General features: G+C 59.1%; 20 protein-coding genes and 1 pseudogene. 11 read left to right on the top strand and 10 right to left on the bottom strand.

Annotated elements, in window-relative coordinates:
- Positions 1-279 precede the first annotated feature (279 nt).
- From ACVMIM_RS10065 to ACVMIM_RS10055, 3 genes are read left to right on the top strand one after another with little or no spacing between them, the layout of a single operon-like run.
- Positions 280-456 (top strand): hypothetical protein, encoded by a 177-nt coding sequence (locus ACVMIM_RS10065; RefSeq protein ID WP_476111823.1) that lies wholly within the window; start codon positions 280-282, stop codon positions 454-456.
- A 32-nt stretch (positions 457-488) separates the two neighbouring features.
- A complete protein-coding gene (locus ACVMIM_RS10060) occupies positions 489-878 on the top strand; it encodes a response regulator (RefSeq protein WP_476111821.1) in 390 nt (129 codons plus the stop codon).
- Between the two features lie 27 nt (positions 879-905).
- Complete coding sequence (locus ACVMIM_RS10055) at positions 906-1,064, top strand: hypothetical protein (RefSeq protein WP_476111820.1); 159 nt, start codon at positions 906-908, stop codon at positions 1,062-1,064.
- 496 nt (positions 1,065-1,560) lie between these two features.
- On the opposite strand, the gene ACVMIM_RS10050 is transcribed toward ACVMIM_RS10055, so the two are convergent.
- Positions 1,561-1,839 (bottom strand): hypothetical protein, encoded by a 279-nt coding sequence (locus ACVMIM_RS10050; protein ID WP_476111818.1) that lies wholly within the window; start codon positions 1,837-1,839, stop codon positions 1,561-1,563.
- Between the two features lie 103 nt (positions 1,840-1,942).
- Between ACVMIM_RS10050 and ACVMIM_RS10045 the strand changes: the two genes are divergently transcribed.
- Positions 1,943-2,323 (top strand): hypothetical protein, encoded by a 381-nt coding sequence (locus ACVMIM_RS10045; protein ID WP_476111816.1) that lies wholly within the window; start codon positions 1,943-1,945, stop codon positions 2,321-2,323.
- A 906-nt stretch (positions 2,324-3,229) separates the two neighbouring features.
- Here ACVMIM_RS10045 and ACVMIM_RS10040 read toward each other — a convergent pair.
- Positions 3,230-3,433: a hypothetical protein gene (locus tag ACVMIM_RS10040; protein ID WP_476111814.1), complete on the bottom strand. Its 204-nt coding sequence runs from the start codon at positions 3,431-3,433 to the stop codon at positions 3,230-3,232.
- Between the two features lie 651 nt (positions 3,434-4,084).
- Between ACVMIM_RS10040 and ACVMIM_RS10035 the strand changes: the two genes are divergently transcribed.
- The gene (locus ACVMIM_RS10035) at positions 4,085-4,234 is read left to right on the top strand and encodes a hypothetical protein (protein WP_476111813.1); all 150 of its coding nucleotides are present in this window, start codon (positions 4,085-4,087) and stop codon (positions 4,232-4,234) included.
- A gap of 636 nt (positions 4,235-4,870) precedes the next feature.
- Positions 4,871-5,050, top strand: coding sequence for a DUF982 domain-containing protein (locus tag ACVMIM_RS10030; protein WP_476111812.1), 180 nt, complete (start codon positions 4,871-4,873; stop codon positions 5,048-5,050).
- A 1,185-nt stretch (positions 5,051-6,235) separates the two neighbouring features.
- Here the strand turns inward: ACVMIM_RS10030 and ACVMIM_RS10025 are convergent.
- A complete protein-coding gene (locus tag ACVMIM_RS10025; RefSeq protein ID WP_476111811.1) occupies positions 6,236-6,460 on the bottom strand; it encodes a hypothetical protein in 225 nt (74 codons plus the stop codon).
- 112 nt (positions 6,461-6,572) lie between these two features.
- Positions 6,573-6,782: a cold-shock protein gene (locus tag ACVMIM_RS10020; protein WP_476111810.1), complete on the bottom strand. Its 210-nt coding sequence runs from the start codon at positions 6,780-6,782 to the stop codon at positions 6,573-6,575.
- 300 nt (positions 6,783-7,082) lie between these two features.
- On the opposite strand from ACVMIM_RS10020, the pseudogene ACVMIM_RS10015 reads away from it, so the two are divergent.
- The 5 genes and pseudogenes from ACVMIM_RS10015 to ACVMIM_RS09995 form a co-directional block, all read left to right on the top strand.
- Positions 7,083-7,443 (top strand): annotated as a pseudogene (locus ACVMIM_RS10015) (YciE/YciF ferroxidase family protein); the annotation flags it as partial.
- A complete protein-coding gene (locus tag ACVMIM_RS10010) occupies positions 7,444-7,734 on the top strand; it encodes a DUF6894 family protein (RefSeq protein WP_476117166.1) in 291 nt (96 codons plus the stop codon).
- A 352-nt stretch (positions 7,735-8,086) separates the two neighbouring features.
- Entirely contained in the window at positions 8,087-8,242 is a 156-nt protein-coding gene (locus tag ACVMIM_RS10005) for a hypothetical protein (protein ID WP_442920216.1), read from the top strand.
- A 636-nt stretch (positions 8,243-8,878) separates the two neighbouring features.
- Positions 8,879-9,235, top strand: a complete 357-nt coding sequence (locus tag ACVMIM_RS10000) for a VOC family protein (protein WP_476111809.1) — start codon at positions 8,879-8,881, stop codon at positions 9,233-9,235.
- A gap of 328 nt (positions 9,236-9,563) precedes the next feature.
- Positions 9,564-9,953, top strand: a complete 390-nt coding sequence (locus tag ACVMIM_RS09995; RefSeq protein ID WP_476111808.1) for a hypothetical protein — start codon at positions 9,564-9,566, stop codon at positions 9,951-9,953.
- Between the two features lie 190 nt (positions 9,954-10,143).
- Here ACVMIM_RS09995 and ACVMIM_RS09990 read toward each other — a convergent pair whose 3' ends face one another.
- The 6 genes from ACVMIM_RS09990 to ACVMIM_RS09965 all read right to left on the bottom strand — a co-directional run bounded on the left by ACVMIM_RS09990 (position 10,144) and on the right by ACVMIM_RS09965 (position 15,116).
- A complete protein-coding gene (locus ACVMIM_RS09990; RefSeq protein ID WP_476117164.1) occupies positions 10,144-11,511 on the bottom strand; it encodes a DegQ family serine endoprotease in 1,368 nt (455 codons plus the stop codon).
- A 111-nt stretch (positions 11,512-11,622) separates the two neighbouring features.
- Complete coding sequence (locus tag ACVMIM_RS09985) at positions 11,623-12,369, bottom strand: ETC complex I subunit (RefSeq protein WP_278049539.1); 747 nt, start codon at positions 12,367-12,369, stop codon at positions 11,623-11,625.
- 66 nt (positions 12,370-12,435) lie between these two features.
- Complete coding sequence (locus ACVMIM_RS09980; RefSeq protein WP_278049507.1) at positions 12,436-12,945, bottom strand: Hsp20/alpha crystallin family protein; 510 nt, start codon at positions 12,943-12,945, stop codon at positions 12,436-12,438.
- A gap of 86 nt (positions 12,946-13,031) precedes the next feature.
- Positions 13,032-13,511 (bottom strand): Hsp20 family protein, encoded by a 480-nt coding sequence (locus tag ACVMIM_RS09975; RefSeq protein WP_278049506.1) that lies wholly within the window; start codon positions 13,509-13,511, stop codon positions 13,032-13,034.
- Positions 13,512-14,264: 753 nt separating this feature from the next.
- Positions 14,265-14,669: an Hsp20/alpha crystallin family protein gene (locus ACVMIM_RS09970; RefSeq protein WP_040999779.1), complete on the bottom strand. Its 405-nt coding sequence runs from the start codon at positions 14,667-14,669 to the stop codon at positions 14,265-14,267.
- Between the two features lie 12 nt (positions 14,670-14,681).
- Positions 14,682-15,116, bottom strand: a complete 435-nt coding sequence (locus ACVMIM_RS09965) for an Hsp20/alpha crystallin family protein (RefSeq protein WP_476111807.1) — start codon at positions 15,114-15,116, stop codon at positions 14,682-14,684.
- Positions 15,117-15,147: the final 31 nt, after the last annotated feature.

Genomic DNA, 15,147 nt, shown 5'->3' with positions numbered 1-15,147 from the left:
TACGAATCTGCAGATGATCGTCGCCTGGTCATCTTGTCCCCTTGGATGAAGCGATCCATTCGCTCATGCAGGGTCGAAACGCTGCCTTTCAGATCGCGGACGCCCGTGATCACCTCGTCGCGGAATTCACGGATGCCATCCTTTGTGATGTAAGCATCGCGCCGGCCTTGCCAGAAGGGGCACAGACTTTCACCGCGGGCGTCTCCAGCGCCGGGCGGTCTTTCGGCCAAAAGCTCGGCAGCCGCCTTTATCGCCGGCGGCGTTTTCGGCTTCTACGTCGTGCAGTCGGTCAATGACGAACACACCTTTCTCGGTCGCGACGGCGTCGGCCAGGTCGTCGACATCACCGTCAAGATGCAGAAGTCGGCGGCACCCGCCCCGACCGATCTCTTCGCCTCGCACTGCTCGCCTGAAGGGGGCGAAAAAACGATTACGTGGAACCGAAGCGGCGTCTGAAGCGTATTAGGCCAAATGAGGGGATGGGAATTATGGACGGCGGCTCGATTCTTGTCGTTGAAGACGAACCCCTCATCCTTATGGATATCGAAGCGGCACTGGAGGAAGCTGGCTTTGGCGTGACGGGGATGACCAGTTCCGAAAGTGCCTTGACTGCATTCGGCGCAGAGCCCGACACGTTCAAAGCTCTGGTTACCGACATTCGTCGAGGCCCCGGGAAATCCGGTTGGGAGTTGGCTCGCGAAATCCGGGCCAAGAAGCCTGCTCTGCCGATAATCTACATCAGCGGCGACAGCGCTGAGCATTGGCCTTCCGAAGGCGTCCCCAACAGCCTCATGATCTCGAAACCGTTCTTCATGCCGCAAATCACGACCGCGTTGGCCAGCCTGCTCAACGATCAGCAGCCCGGCGACAACGCTTAGCTGCAAGCGCGCAACTGGACCCGCACTATGACAGAAACTGTCACCGTCAAGTTGGAAGGCATGACTATGTCCGCTCTTCTGGCGAGGCACTATCGCCAGGTCTTCTCCGGTATTGTGGCGAAGACGTTCGCGATCAACCAGGACAACGGCAAGCCTGAACTGGATGTTTGCGGCTATTACTTCTAGGAGATTTCAGGTCGTTTTGTCGACCGGATTAGGGTTTAAGGCTTCCTGGAGGTCCTATATTCGGATTCCCAAGGGAGAACGTCGACGTCGGGCTGGAAACCCGAAGCGATGTATTCGTCCCGCGAAATGTAACCGCCCCTTGATCCCTCGATCACACAGATAAATGGCGAGACGCCCGGGCATCGATAAATGCCAACCCACTTCGGCGCTGTGCTCTTCATTATCAAAGAGTTTCATTACCCGTGATTGGTGTCGCCATCTATTCTGATGATAAACGGCCGAACGCCCTGTCCTAGCGGCGTACAAGAGGCCGAGTCATTGCGTTTGATCCCGGAGCCCGAAACGCCTAATGCTAAGTCTCATGAATCAGACATTTGATCTCCCAAGCCTGGGCGCCTATGCCAATTTCTGCGAAGTGCGGACAAAGTTGAAAAGCGAAGGGTACGATATTTGGCAGTTGGAGGGGCTTGCCCTCCGAAGGCAAATCATCAGCTCATTAAAACTGCGAGAGAGAACGCCAGCAAGATCTAGACGTTTTGCTATCTCCGCTTCGGCGCTGATTTGACAAAATCCCCTGGTCCTCCTCTGCAATGCTGAATTCGTGGACGGTGCCTTCCCATTCGTCGACGACTCGAAACCAGTGCTCTTTCAAGGCTTTGGTAGAGATCGCCTTTCCAGTCAGGGTCTCAGCGGCGGTGAGCGCATCGGGTGCCTCTGCAGATGTCGTGGCAACGATGCGTTCGCCGTAGAACTCTTCGATTTGAAAACGCGCCATCGGAAACCTTCTGAATCCAATGGCAACGCTCCCCGAAAAAGAAGGTTCAAGGGTCACAACTAAGATCAGCGGAACCTAATATGCGGCTCATGCTGAGGGAAAAATGAGCACGCGCGGCGCCAATTTCCTCGACCGTTGGATGGCAGAGCATCTGCCCGGCCCGGGGACGGATGACCCCGCCGCGATAAGCGATCTGACCGACCAAGCGATGGAAGCTGCGGACCGAGAGGGCATTGAGGTCAGCGAGATCTATGAGGAAGTCGGCAGCGTGTTCGAGGTGATCGCCGAGGCGATGCAGCAGCGCGAAGGCAGCCCTGCCGACAAGATGGTCCTCGATCTCCTGGCGGCCCCGCTCGCACGGGAAGCAAGCATCACCGAAAAGCAGGCCGGCGAGCTGATCAGGACCGTCGGCACCAACTGGAATTCACTGCTTAATGAAGCTCACTTCCTGAAAGAATTTGAACGTCGGCTGGGGCAGGAATAATCCCTCAGTGGTGCGGCGACCCATTCACGAGGATCGCCAATGTCAAACACATATCCCTTCGCTTGGCAAGAAGCTAGCGGCCGGAACGGGCCTGTCGGTCTATTGCCTCACATGCAGGCGCACCGCGCTGCTTGACGTAGCCGAATTGGTGAAGCGGCTCGGGCCAGACCACGGCTGCTTGCACTGGGATTTGGTGAGGAGTGGATTTACTGTCACGAATGCCGTGCCGCCGGCCGCGATGATCGAAACCTGCAATTCACCAACCATGCCATGACGCCAGAGCAGCGGAAGAGCTGGACGCCTGCCCCTAGCGGCCCGACAGTTCCGATTTCTGGTTTGCGTTGGTTGAACCGCCGGGCCTAACCGACTCGGGTAGGGTGGCTGAGTCGGCTGCAGACGAGGGTAAATTAGCAGCGCGCCATAGATATAACTTTTGATGGTTCCACCGGGTTTGCTCAATCTCGCCCCAACCTGCCTCAACCTGACGAGCCGCGCGCAGTCGGGGGCATCTAGTGAAGCCTGCTATTCGGAGGCTTAGCGGTCAGCCACTTCAGTCTGATTTCATCAACCCCCTTCTGAAGTTCCAGCGCGAGGCGGACCATGGGATCAGAAATCGTGGCAGCGTCGGTCGGGCCCGGCAACGGCGCCGGCCCTGTGGACTTTTCCGATGCTGCCCGACCCGATTTAGCTATCAGCTGTGAGAGGTGTTTTCCGCTGAAACGCGTGAACTTGTTTCAATAGGTCCAGGAACTTCAAAGCTCGGCCGTTGGGAGATTTTTTGACCGCAGTCGGTCTATCCGTTCATGCTGACTCGCGATATGCCGTTCGCCATCCGAGACGGCGTCGCGCCATGCCGATGTGCTCGTGGAGAAGCATTGCCAAGAACGCGAAGAGGTAAATGTGGTTCTACAGAACGGGGCGGTTCGGCTTCCTCGATTCCGGCAAGCTGTTACACGGATTTGCAGCCAATGCGGCTAAGCGCCAGTCTTTTTGGCACGTCTCCCTTGCCAGCAACCCATTGCGATCATCATCAGTGGTCGCTCGACCTTCCCTCGCGGCAAGCAGATAATCAGCTCTGTTTGTGCGGTAATCTTCTTTTTTTGCAGACATCGTTTCCTCCGGATTCCGCAGGCATTGCCCTCCTTCTGGCCTGACGGGGGAGCCCACTAAGCTTCCGATAAGTCGCGCGAGTCCACCAATTGAGGATTGTGTAAAACGATATATCCGGGCAGCGGCTCAATCATAGGGCAATCTCGCGGCGCGGCTCGTCTATCATAGTGAAGCTGACATGCCGCCGATCTTGCTCGAACTCGCATGAGCCGATCCGCCGACCTGGAGCATGCAGTTTGTTGCGCGTCTCGAGACTCGATCGTGACTTTCAGCGGGCTGCGCCGCCATGCTGATGTGTTCATGGAGAAGCATCGCCCGAAAACGCAAGTGGTGAAGCGGGGTTCCTGTGCGAACGGAGCCTGCCGAAGGCCCTCTGCCCGTGAGGCGCCGGCCCGGCAGGCCAGCTCAGGACGGCTGCCGGGCCGACAGTGGGGCTCTTAAGGGAGAGCCCGCACAGGCAGCAGAACCATATTAATACTCGCCAAAGCACACCGTCATGCGAACGAACGATTTGCTACCTTACGAATTCGTAAAGTATCTTCTCTCGACGACTTTAGCCACGACAGCGTTCACATGCGATTGTCTGCTCAGCCTGCGCGGAAGTCAGGATCACCGAAATGCATATACTCAGCGCCGCTGCAGATTGAGGATGTGCGGATCGACGAAAACGGCGATGTGACCGTCTCGATTGTTGCTGACGACATCTACTCGAAGAATTCCAAGCAGCGCTATCAGATCACGCTAACCGAAGCGGAAATCGGCATTCTCTTCCGTGGCGCCGGATGGCGCTTGCGAGCATGACACTTGCGAATAAGTCACCACTACTTATGCATCATCCGCGCATTCACACGCGAGGCGAGCCCGCGCTCAAGCTTAAATGCAGACGCGCCTCTTCGGTCTCACTTCAAAGGGCGAACGAACCGCTACTCGACCTTAACGTCGATCGTGATGCTGTATGATGCGCCTTCGTATGTGTGTACCGACAGGGCGACTTTGTCCTCGCCTTTGAACCCCGGCTTCGACCGGTACAGCACTTTTATGCCGTCCACCTTACGGAAATTGCATTTCCATCGAATGTTGCTTTTGGCGAAGTGCGGAAATGTCTTTGCATTAATGATCGAGATTTTGCCATGGGTGGTCCGGAAACAGCCTTCAGATCACCGGGCCCGCGTTCGAGCAGTCTGGGTTAACGCTCGACCCCTCATAGATGTCGATTTCTTTCCCCGAAAGCGCTGTCCTCTCAAGGGTTTTCGTGTTCCCCCATGCGGCGGCCCGGCCTGCGCCAAGTCCCAAAACAAGCGCGATCCCAACAGCAGTAACGCGATAGACCATTTTTATTGCCCCGTCATTGAAGTAGACACCCCCGGAAGGGTTGTAGATGGGGCCTGCGCAAAACACCACGATCCATTGTGCCTTCCGGGCATCAAATGATCGTTATTGCCGAAGGCCAACAGAAGGCGCGTACGCCATTGGAACAAGGCTGTGAAAGCTTGCCTAACTGCTGTTGCTGGCGATGTAGCTACCGATGACGTTCGCACCGCATTTGACGCTGCGGCTAGGAAACAAGGCATCCTTTTTGGACTGATGCGACGCGATTGCAAACCCTCAGATAATTGAACACAATCCGATTCATTACAGCGGCAACCCCAACGTACAATCTTGCCCCTGGTGGCAGTTGCGTCCACCGTTCCAGGCAAAAGAAAAAGAGCCCGGCGCGCGTCTGCTGGGGTCGCGCCGTGGCTCTTGTTGCGTGAGGCGGTTCCATGCGCGTGGGAACCAACCCACGGTTTTACAACCTATCGCCGTGGGGATTGGTTCCGTCAAAATTTCTGGGTGCTTGGGGGAGGACGCCGGTCCTCTCTCAGAACCTGATTTTGAAGCATGTCCAACACACGATGAGCCGTTCCGAAGTCAAGATGCCGGAGGACGATACCTCCTAGCTTTGCGATCTCGCCAGTCCGAGTATCGAACACTTCCCAGAATCCGGCAGGGTTCTCGCGTTTGGAGTATCTTTTCCGCAGGCGCCGGCCCGCTCGTGAGGCTCACGAAGGCTTAGGCTCAAGAGGCGGCGCATTCGGGTCGGGGCAATCAGACCATTTCTCACACGGAGCGGGACGATCGCTAACGCCGCCGTAACGTTCCACAAGCTTTGCGAATCCGTAGGCGAAGGCGAAAAGAAGCGCCAGAACAACCATTATTCGAACGGCCATGGGGGATTGTAGCAGGATCCTGCTTAGCATTGAGCATATCGCAAATTGCAGTGTCCTCGATGCGACCATCCATCCGCAGATTCTATCAGCGGCAATGACCTGTCGGGTGCGTAAAAGGTCCGCGATCATTGAATGACGGAGTGCGTGAGCCGTGATATATGTCCAGCCGCAGCGGACTTGGATGTCGTCTGGCCGGCGCTTTTAAGAACCCCAAGCCCCCCGCCCCCTTTGTGGCGCCGGCCTAGGACCTTACCCGGAACGCTCTGTAGCAATCCCATCATTTCCGCCAAGCTGGGGACTACCACCCCCGAGCAGGTCAGATCCGCCTTGGTCGCTGCGGTGACGGGCGCCGACATAAGGATCGATCCCGCAGTGCGTCTGTATTGATCCGGCAACAGACTTCTCGACACCCGATGAATTCGTGACGGCCACCGAGCGCCAATGAATAATGTAATTACCCTCCGTGGCGAAACGCCTCGTCAGGTCGCGCTCCCAATTTGGTGGGCCTGAAGCCTGTCGTGACAATCCTTGCCTGTTGGACTTCGGCGGTCGTGGTTTGCCCCCATTGTTGTGATGGCAGCGCTCGTTTCGGCTAGACGTGCTTGGGCCTGACTGTTCGCTTCTGGGTGGGTGCCGTGTTCGCCTTTGTTGCCTCGCTGGCAAGCCTGGCCAGCCTCAACCGTTCGGTCTTCTGGTCCCGCGCGGCCGCTTCGCCGTTGGTGATTTGGCGGGCTGCCCGGGTGGTGGCGTCCTGCTTCGTCTCGCTGGCGGTTGGCTTGGGCTTGAATATCCCTTGCGGTATTTCGGGGTGTCGCATGTGCGGGTCTCCGATCATCAAACGAAAAAAAGGCCGGGACTTGCCCGACCTCTCTGATCTGCGCTCTGCAGCCGGTGCCAGTACATCCGTGGTCAACGACCAGCGCACTAGCTTATGCGGCCTGCAGGTTCTCGGCCGCGCTCTTGCCGTTGCGGTTGTCCTTCACGAGGTCGAAGCTGAGCTTCTGGCCCTCGACGAGCGAACGCATGCCGGCCCGCTCGACAGCGGAGATGTGGACGAACACGTCCGGCTTGCCGCCACCCTGCTCGATGAAGCCGAAGCCCTTTGTGGCATTGAAGAACTTTACGGTTCCAGTATTCATGACGATTTCCTTTCAATCATCCATAGAAAGTTGCCTGCCGCGCAAGACACACGACAAACGGTTCAGATCGATTTTGAGAGGAGAAGATCGCCGACGACGCTGTTCGCGTCAGAAACAAAGTTCGACAGCCAAGATCGATCCTGCAACATAGGCCTATCCGGTGTTCTAAACAAGGCACGGTCGGGAATAATTCTTCAACTAAAGCGAGACTGCGCCGTCCGCTTTCCCAACCCGGATGGTGGGATGGAACCCTTCATCCCATTCGCCCTTTCTGCGCTGCCAGTTCCGGCTTGGAGGACCATGAAAATGCTGGCTGATATTTTGGAGCATACCCTTCAGGACGTCTATTACGCCGAGAACGCATCACCAAGGCATTGCCCAAAGTGGCACCTCCAGGAGACCAAGGGACAGATCAAGAAACTGGGCAAGTGTTCAAGTCGATCGGCAAGAAGGCTTCCGGCGAGAAGTGCGACGCCATCAGGGTCTCATCAAAGAGGAAGCGTCGGGAACAGCTCTCGACGCCGGCCTGCTGGCTGCCTGCCAGGCGGTCAAGCACTACGAGATTTCCCGGTACGGTTCCCTGCGGGAATGGGCAAAGGATCTCGGGCTTGACGAGGCGCACAAGCTGCTCAGCGAGATCCTCGGCCAAGAGAAAGCGACCATGTTTGTTTCATTTCGGGACCAAATAGCTGGCGTCGGTTTTGCAACGATAAGGATTTTCGGAGGTGATCCGATCATGCCGAGGTTCTTTTTCGATGTGTCCGAAAGGGGCGACGTGTACCACGATGCGCGGGGGACAATTCTCCCAAGCTTTGGAGCCGCCAGGCAGAGGGCCTTCGACATCGTGCGCAAGCTCCGGCCGGGGCCGCGCGACCAGACCGATGCAATCTGCACAGTCCGTGATGCGGGCGGCCATCTGCTAACGCAGGTTAGCTCCGAACGCGCCAGGTGAACCAGCGGGTGAACGTGAGTTCGGGACCCGCGGGGACGGTAGTGTCTCAGTGTAAAATTTGAGGCTGCACAGGCCGTTGCCGCAGCCTTCCTCAGGACCGACGCGCGTGCTGATCTCGGTACAAGCGAAGCCCTACAGCCGCGCCCCTTCATCATTCATTCATAATATCAGCAGATTCTCATTAGCGGGCATGCTGATGCTCCTGAAAGCAACACCAATCTATGGGCAGGCTGGCGGAATTCGGGCGGCGGCGAAACAGACACGGGTGGGGGAGGAGGACTGACCAATGTCGAATAGAGAAATCGGAACATCCCGTTCGCTCGGGATGCGTGTCGCCGAGCTGAGAACCAGGATGCGGGAAGCCAAGATCACCGAGCATGAGATTAAAGCCTTCCAGAAGGTCGCGGCCATCATGGGGCGCGGCGAAGGCTCTTTACGCATCGACGCGGACGATCTGATCGCCGCGTCCTTTCTCACCGAGTTGATGGGCGAACCAGCGCTGAATTGACAGCTTCTCGCTACGGCGCTTTGGCGCCTGTGGATGGCACGCATGATCACCGGATGCCAGCGCCAGAAAGGCGGACCATGGTCCGCCTTCCCCTAGCATAGATGTCAGAACGAGTTAGCCACCCATCTTCTTGACCAGAGCGCAGAAACCGGCATGCGCCTTGTTGAGCGTGGCATCGCCGCAGTCGATGGCGCGCGCAGGATGCCGGCTCGGGCACGATCGAAGGCGAGCCTCCGGCCGAGCCGGAAGGAACGGCCGTGATCGAGTTGCGCACCGGACAGCGAGATCAGCAGCGGCACGAAGCGGGAGGTGACATCCGGCCGCCGGCGACGACGCGGAAAATGCCCTTTTCACAGACCGCCCTCCGAAGCCCCGTTGGCAATTCAGGGTGACGATGCGGCCGACCGGCAGATACGGAGCCGATCCGTCGAGGTCTTGGTTAAGCGCGATCGTCTTCGCCACCATCCCGGAAAAGACCTTGCCATAGTGCCGCGTCAGAAGAGCGGACAGCGTCACGCCTCCCGATTGACGGTGACAGTTCTGTCATGAATGGAACCTTCAGCGCGGGCGGGATGCCGGTGATCCTGGAACAAGACCGTTCCTTTGCTCATTGAGCGGCAAGAAGGGAGACAGCGAATGCAAATTCAAGCAATCTATGCGGCCCTGGCGACGGCAAACATGGATCGCGCGGAGCAGTTCTACACCCAGCTCTTCGAAAGAAGGCCTGATGATCGTCCCATGGATGGTCTGATCCAGTGGCGCGGCGTCGCAGGGGCGAACATTCAAATCTTCCATGACCAGGAGCATGCAGGTTCGGGAACCATGACTGTTGTCGTGCCGAAAATGGACAAGGCCCGCCGATCGCTCGAAGAAATTGGCGTTAGCGTCTCCGGGGAAAAGCAGGGTGACTACGGAAAGATCGCGCAGGTCACAGACCCTGACGGCAACCTTATCACTCTTGCAGAGCCACCGTGGCGGCCTTTCCAGACATGATTGCGCCTACAGGTCGGCGCCCAGTGTCTTCTCGGTCAGCTCTGCTTCCATTTTACCTCGTGAGTAGCGAGAACAGCGAGGCGAAGACCTCCGGCGGAGAACCTCGATTTGTGGTGATCGAACCAACCTGGCGCCTAGCTGCCACGCTGAGGAAGCAACGCAGTCCGCGCCCGAGGGACTCGCCAGTGTCAATCGGCTTCATTGGGCGGACAAGACGTTCATCTTCATGTTCTCATCGAGCATACTTGAATTCATGCGTTCGACCGAGGCCATTCGCTCCTGAGCTGGCTGGCTGCGTCGTTCCGCTGCGCAGCCGCGGGTTCCATCGATGCGGCTTCTCTGGGAGCCAGGCCGCATAGTTCTTGCGCAGCACGGCAAGCACCTGCGCACGCCCGCTAAGATCGACGAATTCGATGTGATCGGCAAACTTGGTGACGTTGGTTGCGACTTGGTCGAGGAGTATTCCGCATCGCCTCCTATGCGCCACCAGCCGATTGAGATGCCAGCGCGCCTGCTTCGAAATGCTCGTAGGCGCGCCGGAAAAGCGCCAGCCGACATGTGCATGACCGAACCGCCCGTGTGTATGGCGGCAGTCTGTTCGGCAAGCGCCTGGGTGCCGCCGAGGCCGATCCGGCAAAATGCCGGAGGAACATCTGCTGCACCTGATCCTGCGGGGTTGCGCCAGTTGCCATTCGAAGCTCCGGCAAAAGGGAAATGAAAGAGGCGCAAACGCATTGGTCATCACACCGGGCCGGACGTGTTCCCGTCGCTTTGCAAACGACTTCTGAGCCGCGAAGTCTGCAACTACATCATAAGCCCTTCGCTATAGGTGGCGACCCATACCAGGGTCATTACGACTTCTTGGTCATTTCCATCACGGCTACCTCATCTCACATGACGCGCCGAATTTATCGCACAACCAGCAGAAGACGCCCACCGTCACGGATGAGTTCCAGCGCCAGTATTGCGCGCTGGCCAGCGATCGCACTGCGCAAATCGTGCACGGAAGAGATCGGCTTGCGGTTGACCGCCACGATCATGTCGCCCGTCCTCAGCCCCGCTCTAGCCGCCGGGCTAGCGGGCTCGATGCTCTCGATCACGACACCGGCTGCGCCTGCCCGCTGGGCTTCCTCAGCCGAAGCGTCACTCATCCTGGCGCCCTGCAGGAGGGTGCCTGCCAGCGTCTCCGACCCGCTTTCCTGTGCGGCGATCGTCACGTCGATCGTGACTTCGCCATTACCGCGTTTGACGGCAAATTTGACGGTATTTCCGGCAGGGGTGAGGCCGATGCGGTTTCTGAGGTCGGTCGTGCCTTGCACGGGATGTCCGTCGATTGCGGTGACGACATCACCGACCTGCAAACCAGCCTTCTCTGCCGACGAGCCGGGTTCGACATTGGCGATCACCGCGCCGCGGAGGTCTCCGAGTTGCAGCGCCTTTGCGAGGTCCGGCGTCAAATCCTGAATGCCGATCCCCACCTTTCCGCGCCGCACCTCACCGTGGGCGATCAACTGCTTCATCACGGAGACAGCCATGTTGCTCGGCACGGCGAAACCGATGCCGACATTGCCGCCGGCTGGGCTGAGGATAGCCGTGTTGATGCCGACCAGCTTGCCGTCCAGAGTAACCAAGGCGCCGCCGGAATTGCCCGGATTGATCGAGGCGTCGGTCTGGATGAAATCCTCGTAACCCTCGATGTTGAGTCCACTGCGGCCAAGCGCGCTGACGATGCCGGACGTCACGGTCTGGCCCAGACCGAAGGGATTGCCAATGGCTACGACATAGTCGCCGACCTTCAGGGTGTCTGAATCGCCGGTCTCTATCTGCGTGATGTTTTTAGCGTCGATCTGAAGCAGCGCGATATCGGTGTCCTTGTCGCTGCCGATCAGCTTTGCCGGGAATTGCCGGCCGTCCTTGAGGGTCACGGAGATTTCGCTGCCGTCCCCTACGACGTGATGGTTGGTCAGAACATAGCCCTTCGCCGAATCGACGATGACGCCGGAGCCGGCGCTCATCCTGGCCTGCGGCAGCTGCTCCGGCCCGAAGAAACGCCGGTAATTGGGGTCGCTGAAAAGCGGATTGTCTTCCTTGGGGGCTTTGGAAACGACCGCGATGTTGACGACGGCCGGTGTGACGCGCTCCAGCATGGGCGCAAGCGTCGGCAGGCTGGATGCCTCAGCTGGTGCAGTCGTTTGCGCAGCAACGGGTGCGAGGGTGAAGAAAATGGCCCCCATCGCAACGGAGACGACGCGGAGCTTCGGTGCGAGAGCGAACATGGCTTGCCTCCCTGACCTGGTGATGTCATTGCTATCTGCGGGGCTAAGCCCGCGGGGTTTGAAAAAGCGGGCCCGGAATTGCTCCAGACCCGCTCCGCTCGTAGGCACACCTTATGCCGCCTTGCGCACGCCTGAATTAACTTGGTCAGCCGCAACCTCCCGTTCGAGCGCGAGCAGCGCCTGCTCGACCTCGTCGAGGCGCGAGGGACGGTTGTTTTCAGGCATGCCCTCATTGGTCGCCAGATCGATCAGATACTCCGTCCAAGCCCAGTTCATCAGGATCGAGCGCTTGGCCTCCAGCGTCAGCTTCGGATCGCGGGCCACGCCCATGGGCGACGTCCAGCTTTCCGGACCGGACGGATCGTTGCGGTTTGCAGCGCCGTCGAGGGCGCGCCCGTAGCTCTCCTGAAGTGCGCCAAGTCCTAGCCGGTCGAGTGTCATGTTGGAAAAGCCGTAGGTCGACCTTCCGGGCTTGGCAGGCCTCGAATTGGTCGCCCCATCGTCAGCCTGCTCCGTCGGGTTCTGAACGACATAGGACAGCCCCTGTCGCTCGGCGTAGCGAACGGCCGACTCCAGCGTCGGGAAGTTCAACTCGACTTGGGTAAGCGTATCGCGGCTCCCGGTGTAGCCCATCAGCGGCTCGATAAAGGGCGCGGTGCGCCGCTCGAAAACGAGACGCCAGCCGCGCGAGCGGGCCGCGCCGGAAGTCGTCGCCGCGCGGGACGGCTTGTAGATCCGTGCGACGGCGTCGCCCGAGAAGGTCGAGCGTCCCATCGAAAGGGGCTTCTGCCGGTTGTCGTTCGACGACCACCACTGCGGGATTGGTGTTCTGGTTGATCCGTTAACCTGTCTCTCCATCATTCATCCCTCCCTTTTTGGCAAGGACGCTGCCGCCGGCGGCCGGCCGCCGGCGCCTGCCGCGCGTCAGCTCTTGATGGCGATGCGCTTTACCTGCGACTGCGCCTTCTCGCTTTTGGGCAAGGTCACGGTCAGCACACCATTGCTGAAGCGGGCATCGACCTTGTCTTCCTTGACCTCGTAGCCGAGCGGGATACGGCGCTCGAAGCGGCCATAGAAGCGCTCGGAGAACCGCCTGTCCCTGTCCGCGGTTTCGGAGCGCTTCTCGCCCTTCAGCGTCAGCACGCCGTCGTCGAGCAGGACTTCGATGTCCTTCTCCTCAAGACCGGGCACCTCGGCCGTCACCTTGACCTCCGTTTCGCCGTCGGAAATCTCGACGCTTGGCCAACCACCGCTGAAGACGGAAGCGCCACTGAAGGCGGGTAGGGTCGAACCGAAGCCGCGGAAGACATCATCGAACAACCGGTTCACTTCGCGATGCAGCGACAGCAACGGATCACGGTCGCCAGCGCGGAATATGGTCGGAGCCTGATTGCCGTTGTTGCGGCCCCAAGGGATCAGATCTCGAACGCTCATTTTTCTTCTCCTTCGTCCGTTGCGATTGACAATGCACCATTCTGCGCCGGGCCCATGCACCCGCGCGCGTGCGCTTGCGGAATGCCTTAGGCGGCCGGCTTCTCAGCCTCGATCTGCTTCGGCGAGGACTTCGACGTCGTCTTGCCGCTCGTCGCGATTTCGATCTGGCGCGGCTTCACCGCTTCAGGAACTTCGCGCTTGAGATCGATCGTCAGCAGACCGTTGACGAGCCTGGCATTCACCACCTTTACGTGGTCGGCCAGCTCGAAACGGCGCTGGAAGGTGCGACTGGCAATTCCACGATGAAGATACTGGCCATTCTCCTCGCCCCCCTTCTGGCCGGACACCAAGAGCATGTTGTGCTCCTGGGTCAGGGTCAGATCGTCCTGGCTGAAGCCAGCTACCGCCATGGTGATGCGGTAATCGTCCTCGCCGAGCTTGGCGATGTCATACGGAGGCCAGCTGTCGATGGTTTCGCCGCGGCTCGCGGCTTCAAGCGCGCTCAGCATTCGCTCGAAGCCGATGCTCGACCGGAACAGCGGGGTGAAATCGAGAGTGGTTCTCATAGCCACATCCTCCTCTGAGCAACATGGGTACAAGACTGCCGTCGGCGGATGCCGCTTCGCCGACATGCCGGCCCCAAGATGGGCCTCCGGCGGAGTACGATTTAGTTCAGCGGTGTCGGCGTTCAAGAGGCCTTGCAGAAGGTGCCCATGCAGAGGGGCGCCAACACCAATAGGAGACGCGCCGTTCCGGTTGACTTTCCGGGTATGAAGGGTCTGTAGTCTGCGCGGCTCGGTCGCTTTGGGCCACCGTTTTCTCCGTCCAGGAGAGCCGCAATAGCCTATTGCCCGCTTCCTTTGAAACCAGCGCACAAGCTCGAGCTCGGCGAGAATTAAGCTGCCCAAGACAACGAGGCGAGCCGCCGACACGCTGCAACGCCGGAATGCTTTTCTCCTCGATCGTGCTGTTGGCCAGTTCACCCGGTGCGGGCATTGCGGCGGGCGGGATGGCCTCGGGGCGGGCCGCGGGCGCTCGTCGCGTTGCTATCTATGGGGAAGCCCTATCCCTCGCTACCGCATTTGACGCGGCCTCGTCACCTTCCTGGTCGGTAGCAGCTAGATGGATGCCCGCCATTCCCTGCCTGGAGTGACGGGCATCTGATGCTTCATGGGATCAGGTCCTTGGTCCCATCATTAACCTCCCCTAGGGCGTTTCACCGTTTCACGGAAACGGCGAAACGCACTATCTATCTGTGTTTACGCAATTCCGGACGGAAAACCGCTCACACTTTTCCTGGAATTGCTCTAACCCAACGGCTAAGCCATCTTGAGTTGGATTTTGCGGGCTTTGGCTGGCGCCGCCTTCGGCAGCACTAGACGCAGGACGCCGTTCTTGTGCGACGCCTCGATGCCATCGCGGTCGATATCCTCAGATAGCGTGAAGACGCGCTCATAATCGCCGGCGCTATATTCGGCATAGACCTGACGATAATTCTGATGCTCTTGATCGGCCGCGTAGCCGCGGATCGCCAGTGTCCGTTTCTCGAGCGTGATATCCACTCCATCCGGGCCGACGCCGGGCATATCGACGAGAAGGACGACATTGTCCTGCGTCTCATAGATATCGGCCCGCGGCACGAATACGGGCCGCGAGCGGGTCCGTTCGCCGCCGACAGGCTTGCTGATGACCTGGCGATCGGTGGTCCTCAGTTCCTGAGCCATGGTTCCCTCCTCTCATCCCTTGATCTGGATCTTCTTCGGCCGATCCGCCTCCGGTCGCTGCAGTTCGACCTCGAGCACCCCATCGCCAAAACGCGCCTCGACCTGTTCCGGATCGACGCGGAACGGCAGTTGCACCGTCCGGGAGAAGCTTCCGTAGGGGCGCTCGCGTCGATGCCAGACGGATTTCTCGTCATCAGCACGAGATTCGCATTCGCCCTTCAATGTCAGTGTATTGTCGCGCACCGTAAGTTCTACCTCGTCGGGCGCGATTCCAGGCAGTTCGGCGGTCAGGGCTACGCTATCCTCGCCGACCCAAAGATTGACCGGGGGAAACTCCTGGGCGGCACTGGCCGTCAGGCCGGCCAAACGCTGGTTCACTTCCTGTTGCATGCGCCGCATTTCCAGAAACGGATCGAATCCGATGCGGCCCAAATCCGACAACAGCATGGCTATCCTCCTTCGACTGATGACCGGGCGC

This window comes from Mesorhizobium sp. USDA 4413 (genome assembly GCF_056280365.1).
The sequence above is the reverse complement of the archived record's forward strand: the minus strand, read 5'-3'. Positions and strand labels throughout refer to the sequence as shown.

Excerpts from the sequence above, each read along its gene's own strand:
- ACVMIM_RS10060 (WP_476111821.1), top strand. The coding sequence starts at position 489 with ATGGACGGCGGCTCGATTCTTGTCGTTGAAGACGAACCCCTCATCCTT.
- ACVMIM_RS10055 (WP_476111820.1), top strand. The coding sequence starts at position 906 with ATGACAGAAACTGTCACCGTCAAGTTGGAAGGCATGACTATGTCCGCT.
- ACVMIM_RS10050 (WP_476111818.1), bottom strand. The coding sequence starts at position 1,839 with ATGGCGCGTTTTCAAATCGAAGAGTTCTACGGCGAACGCATCGTTGCC.
- ACVMIM_RS10045 (WP_476111816.1), top strand. The coding sequence starts at position 1,943 with ATGAGCACGCGCGGCGCCAATTTCCTCGACCGTTGGATGGCAGAGCAT.
- ACVMIM_RS10040 (WP_476111814.1), bottom strand. The coding sequence starts at position 3,433 with ATGTCTGCAAAAAAAGAAGATTACCGCACAAACAGAGCTGATTATCTG.
- ACVMIM_RS10025 (WP_476111811.1), bottom strand. The coding sequence starts at position 6,460 with ATGCGACACCCCGAAATACCGCAAGGGATATTCAAGCCCAAGCCAACC.
- ACVMIM_RS10020 (WP_476111810.1), bottom strand. The coding sequence starts at position 6,782 with ATGAATACTGGAACCGTAAAGTTCTTCAATGCCACAAAGGGCTTCGGC.
- ACVMIM_RS10010 (WP_476117166.1), top strand. The coding sequence starts at position 7,444 with ATGTTTGTTTCATTTCGGGACCAAATAGCTGGCGTCGGTTTTGCAACG.
- ACVMIM_RS10005 (WP_442920216.1), top strand. The coding sequence starts at position 8,087 with ATGCGGGAAGCCAAGATCACCGAGCATGAGATTAAAGCCTTCCAGAAG.
- ACVMIM_RS10000 (WP_476111809.1), top strand. The coding sequence starts at position 8,879 with ATGCAAATTCAAGCAATCTATGCGGCCCTGGCGACGGCAAACATGGAT.
- ACVMIM_RS09995 (WP_476111808.1), top strand. The coding sequence starts at position 9,564 with ATGCGGCTTCTCTGGGAGCCAGGCCGCATAGTTCTTGCGCAGCACGGC.
- ACVMIM_RS09990 (WP_476117164.1), bottom strand. The coding sequence starts at position 11,511 with ATGTTCGCTCTCGCACCGAAGCTCCGCGTCGTCTCCGTTGCGATGGGG.
- ACVMIM_RS09985 (WP_278049539.1), bottom strand. The coding sequence starts at position 12,369 with ATGGAGAGACAGGTTAACGGATCAACCAGAACACCAATCCCGCAGTGG.
- ACVMIM_RS09980 (WP_278049507.1), bottom strand. The coding sequence starts at position 12,945 with ATGAGCGTTCGAGATCTGATCCCTTGGGGCCGCAACAACGGCAATCAG.
- ACVMIM_RS09975 (WP_278049506.1), bottom strand. The coding sequence starts at position 13,511 with ATGAGAACCACTCTCGATTTCACCCCGCTGTTCCGGTCGAGCATCGGC.
- ACVMIM_RS09970 (WP_040999779.1), bottom strand. The coding sequence starts at position 14,669 with ATGGCTCAGGAACTGAGGACCACCGATCGCCAGGTCATCAGCAAGCCT.
- ACVMIM_RS09965 (WP_476111807.1), bottom strand. The coding sequence starts at position 15,116 with ATGCTGTTGTCGGATTTGGGCCGCATCGGATTCGATCCGTTTCTGGAA.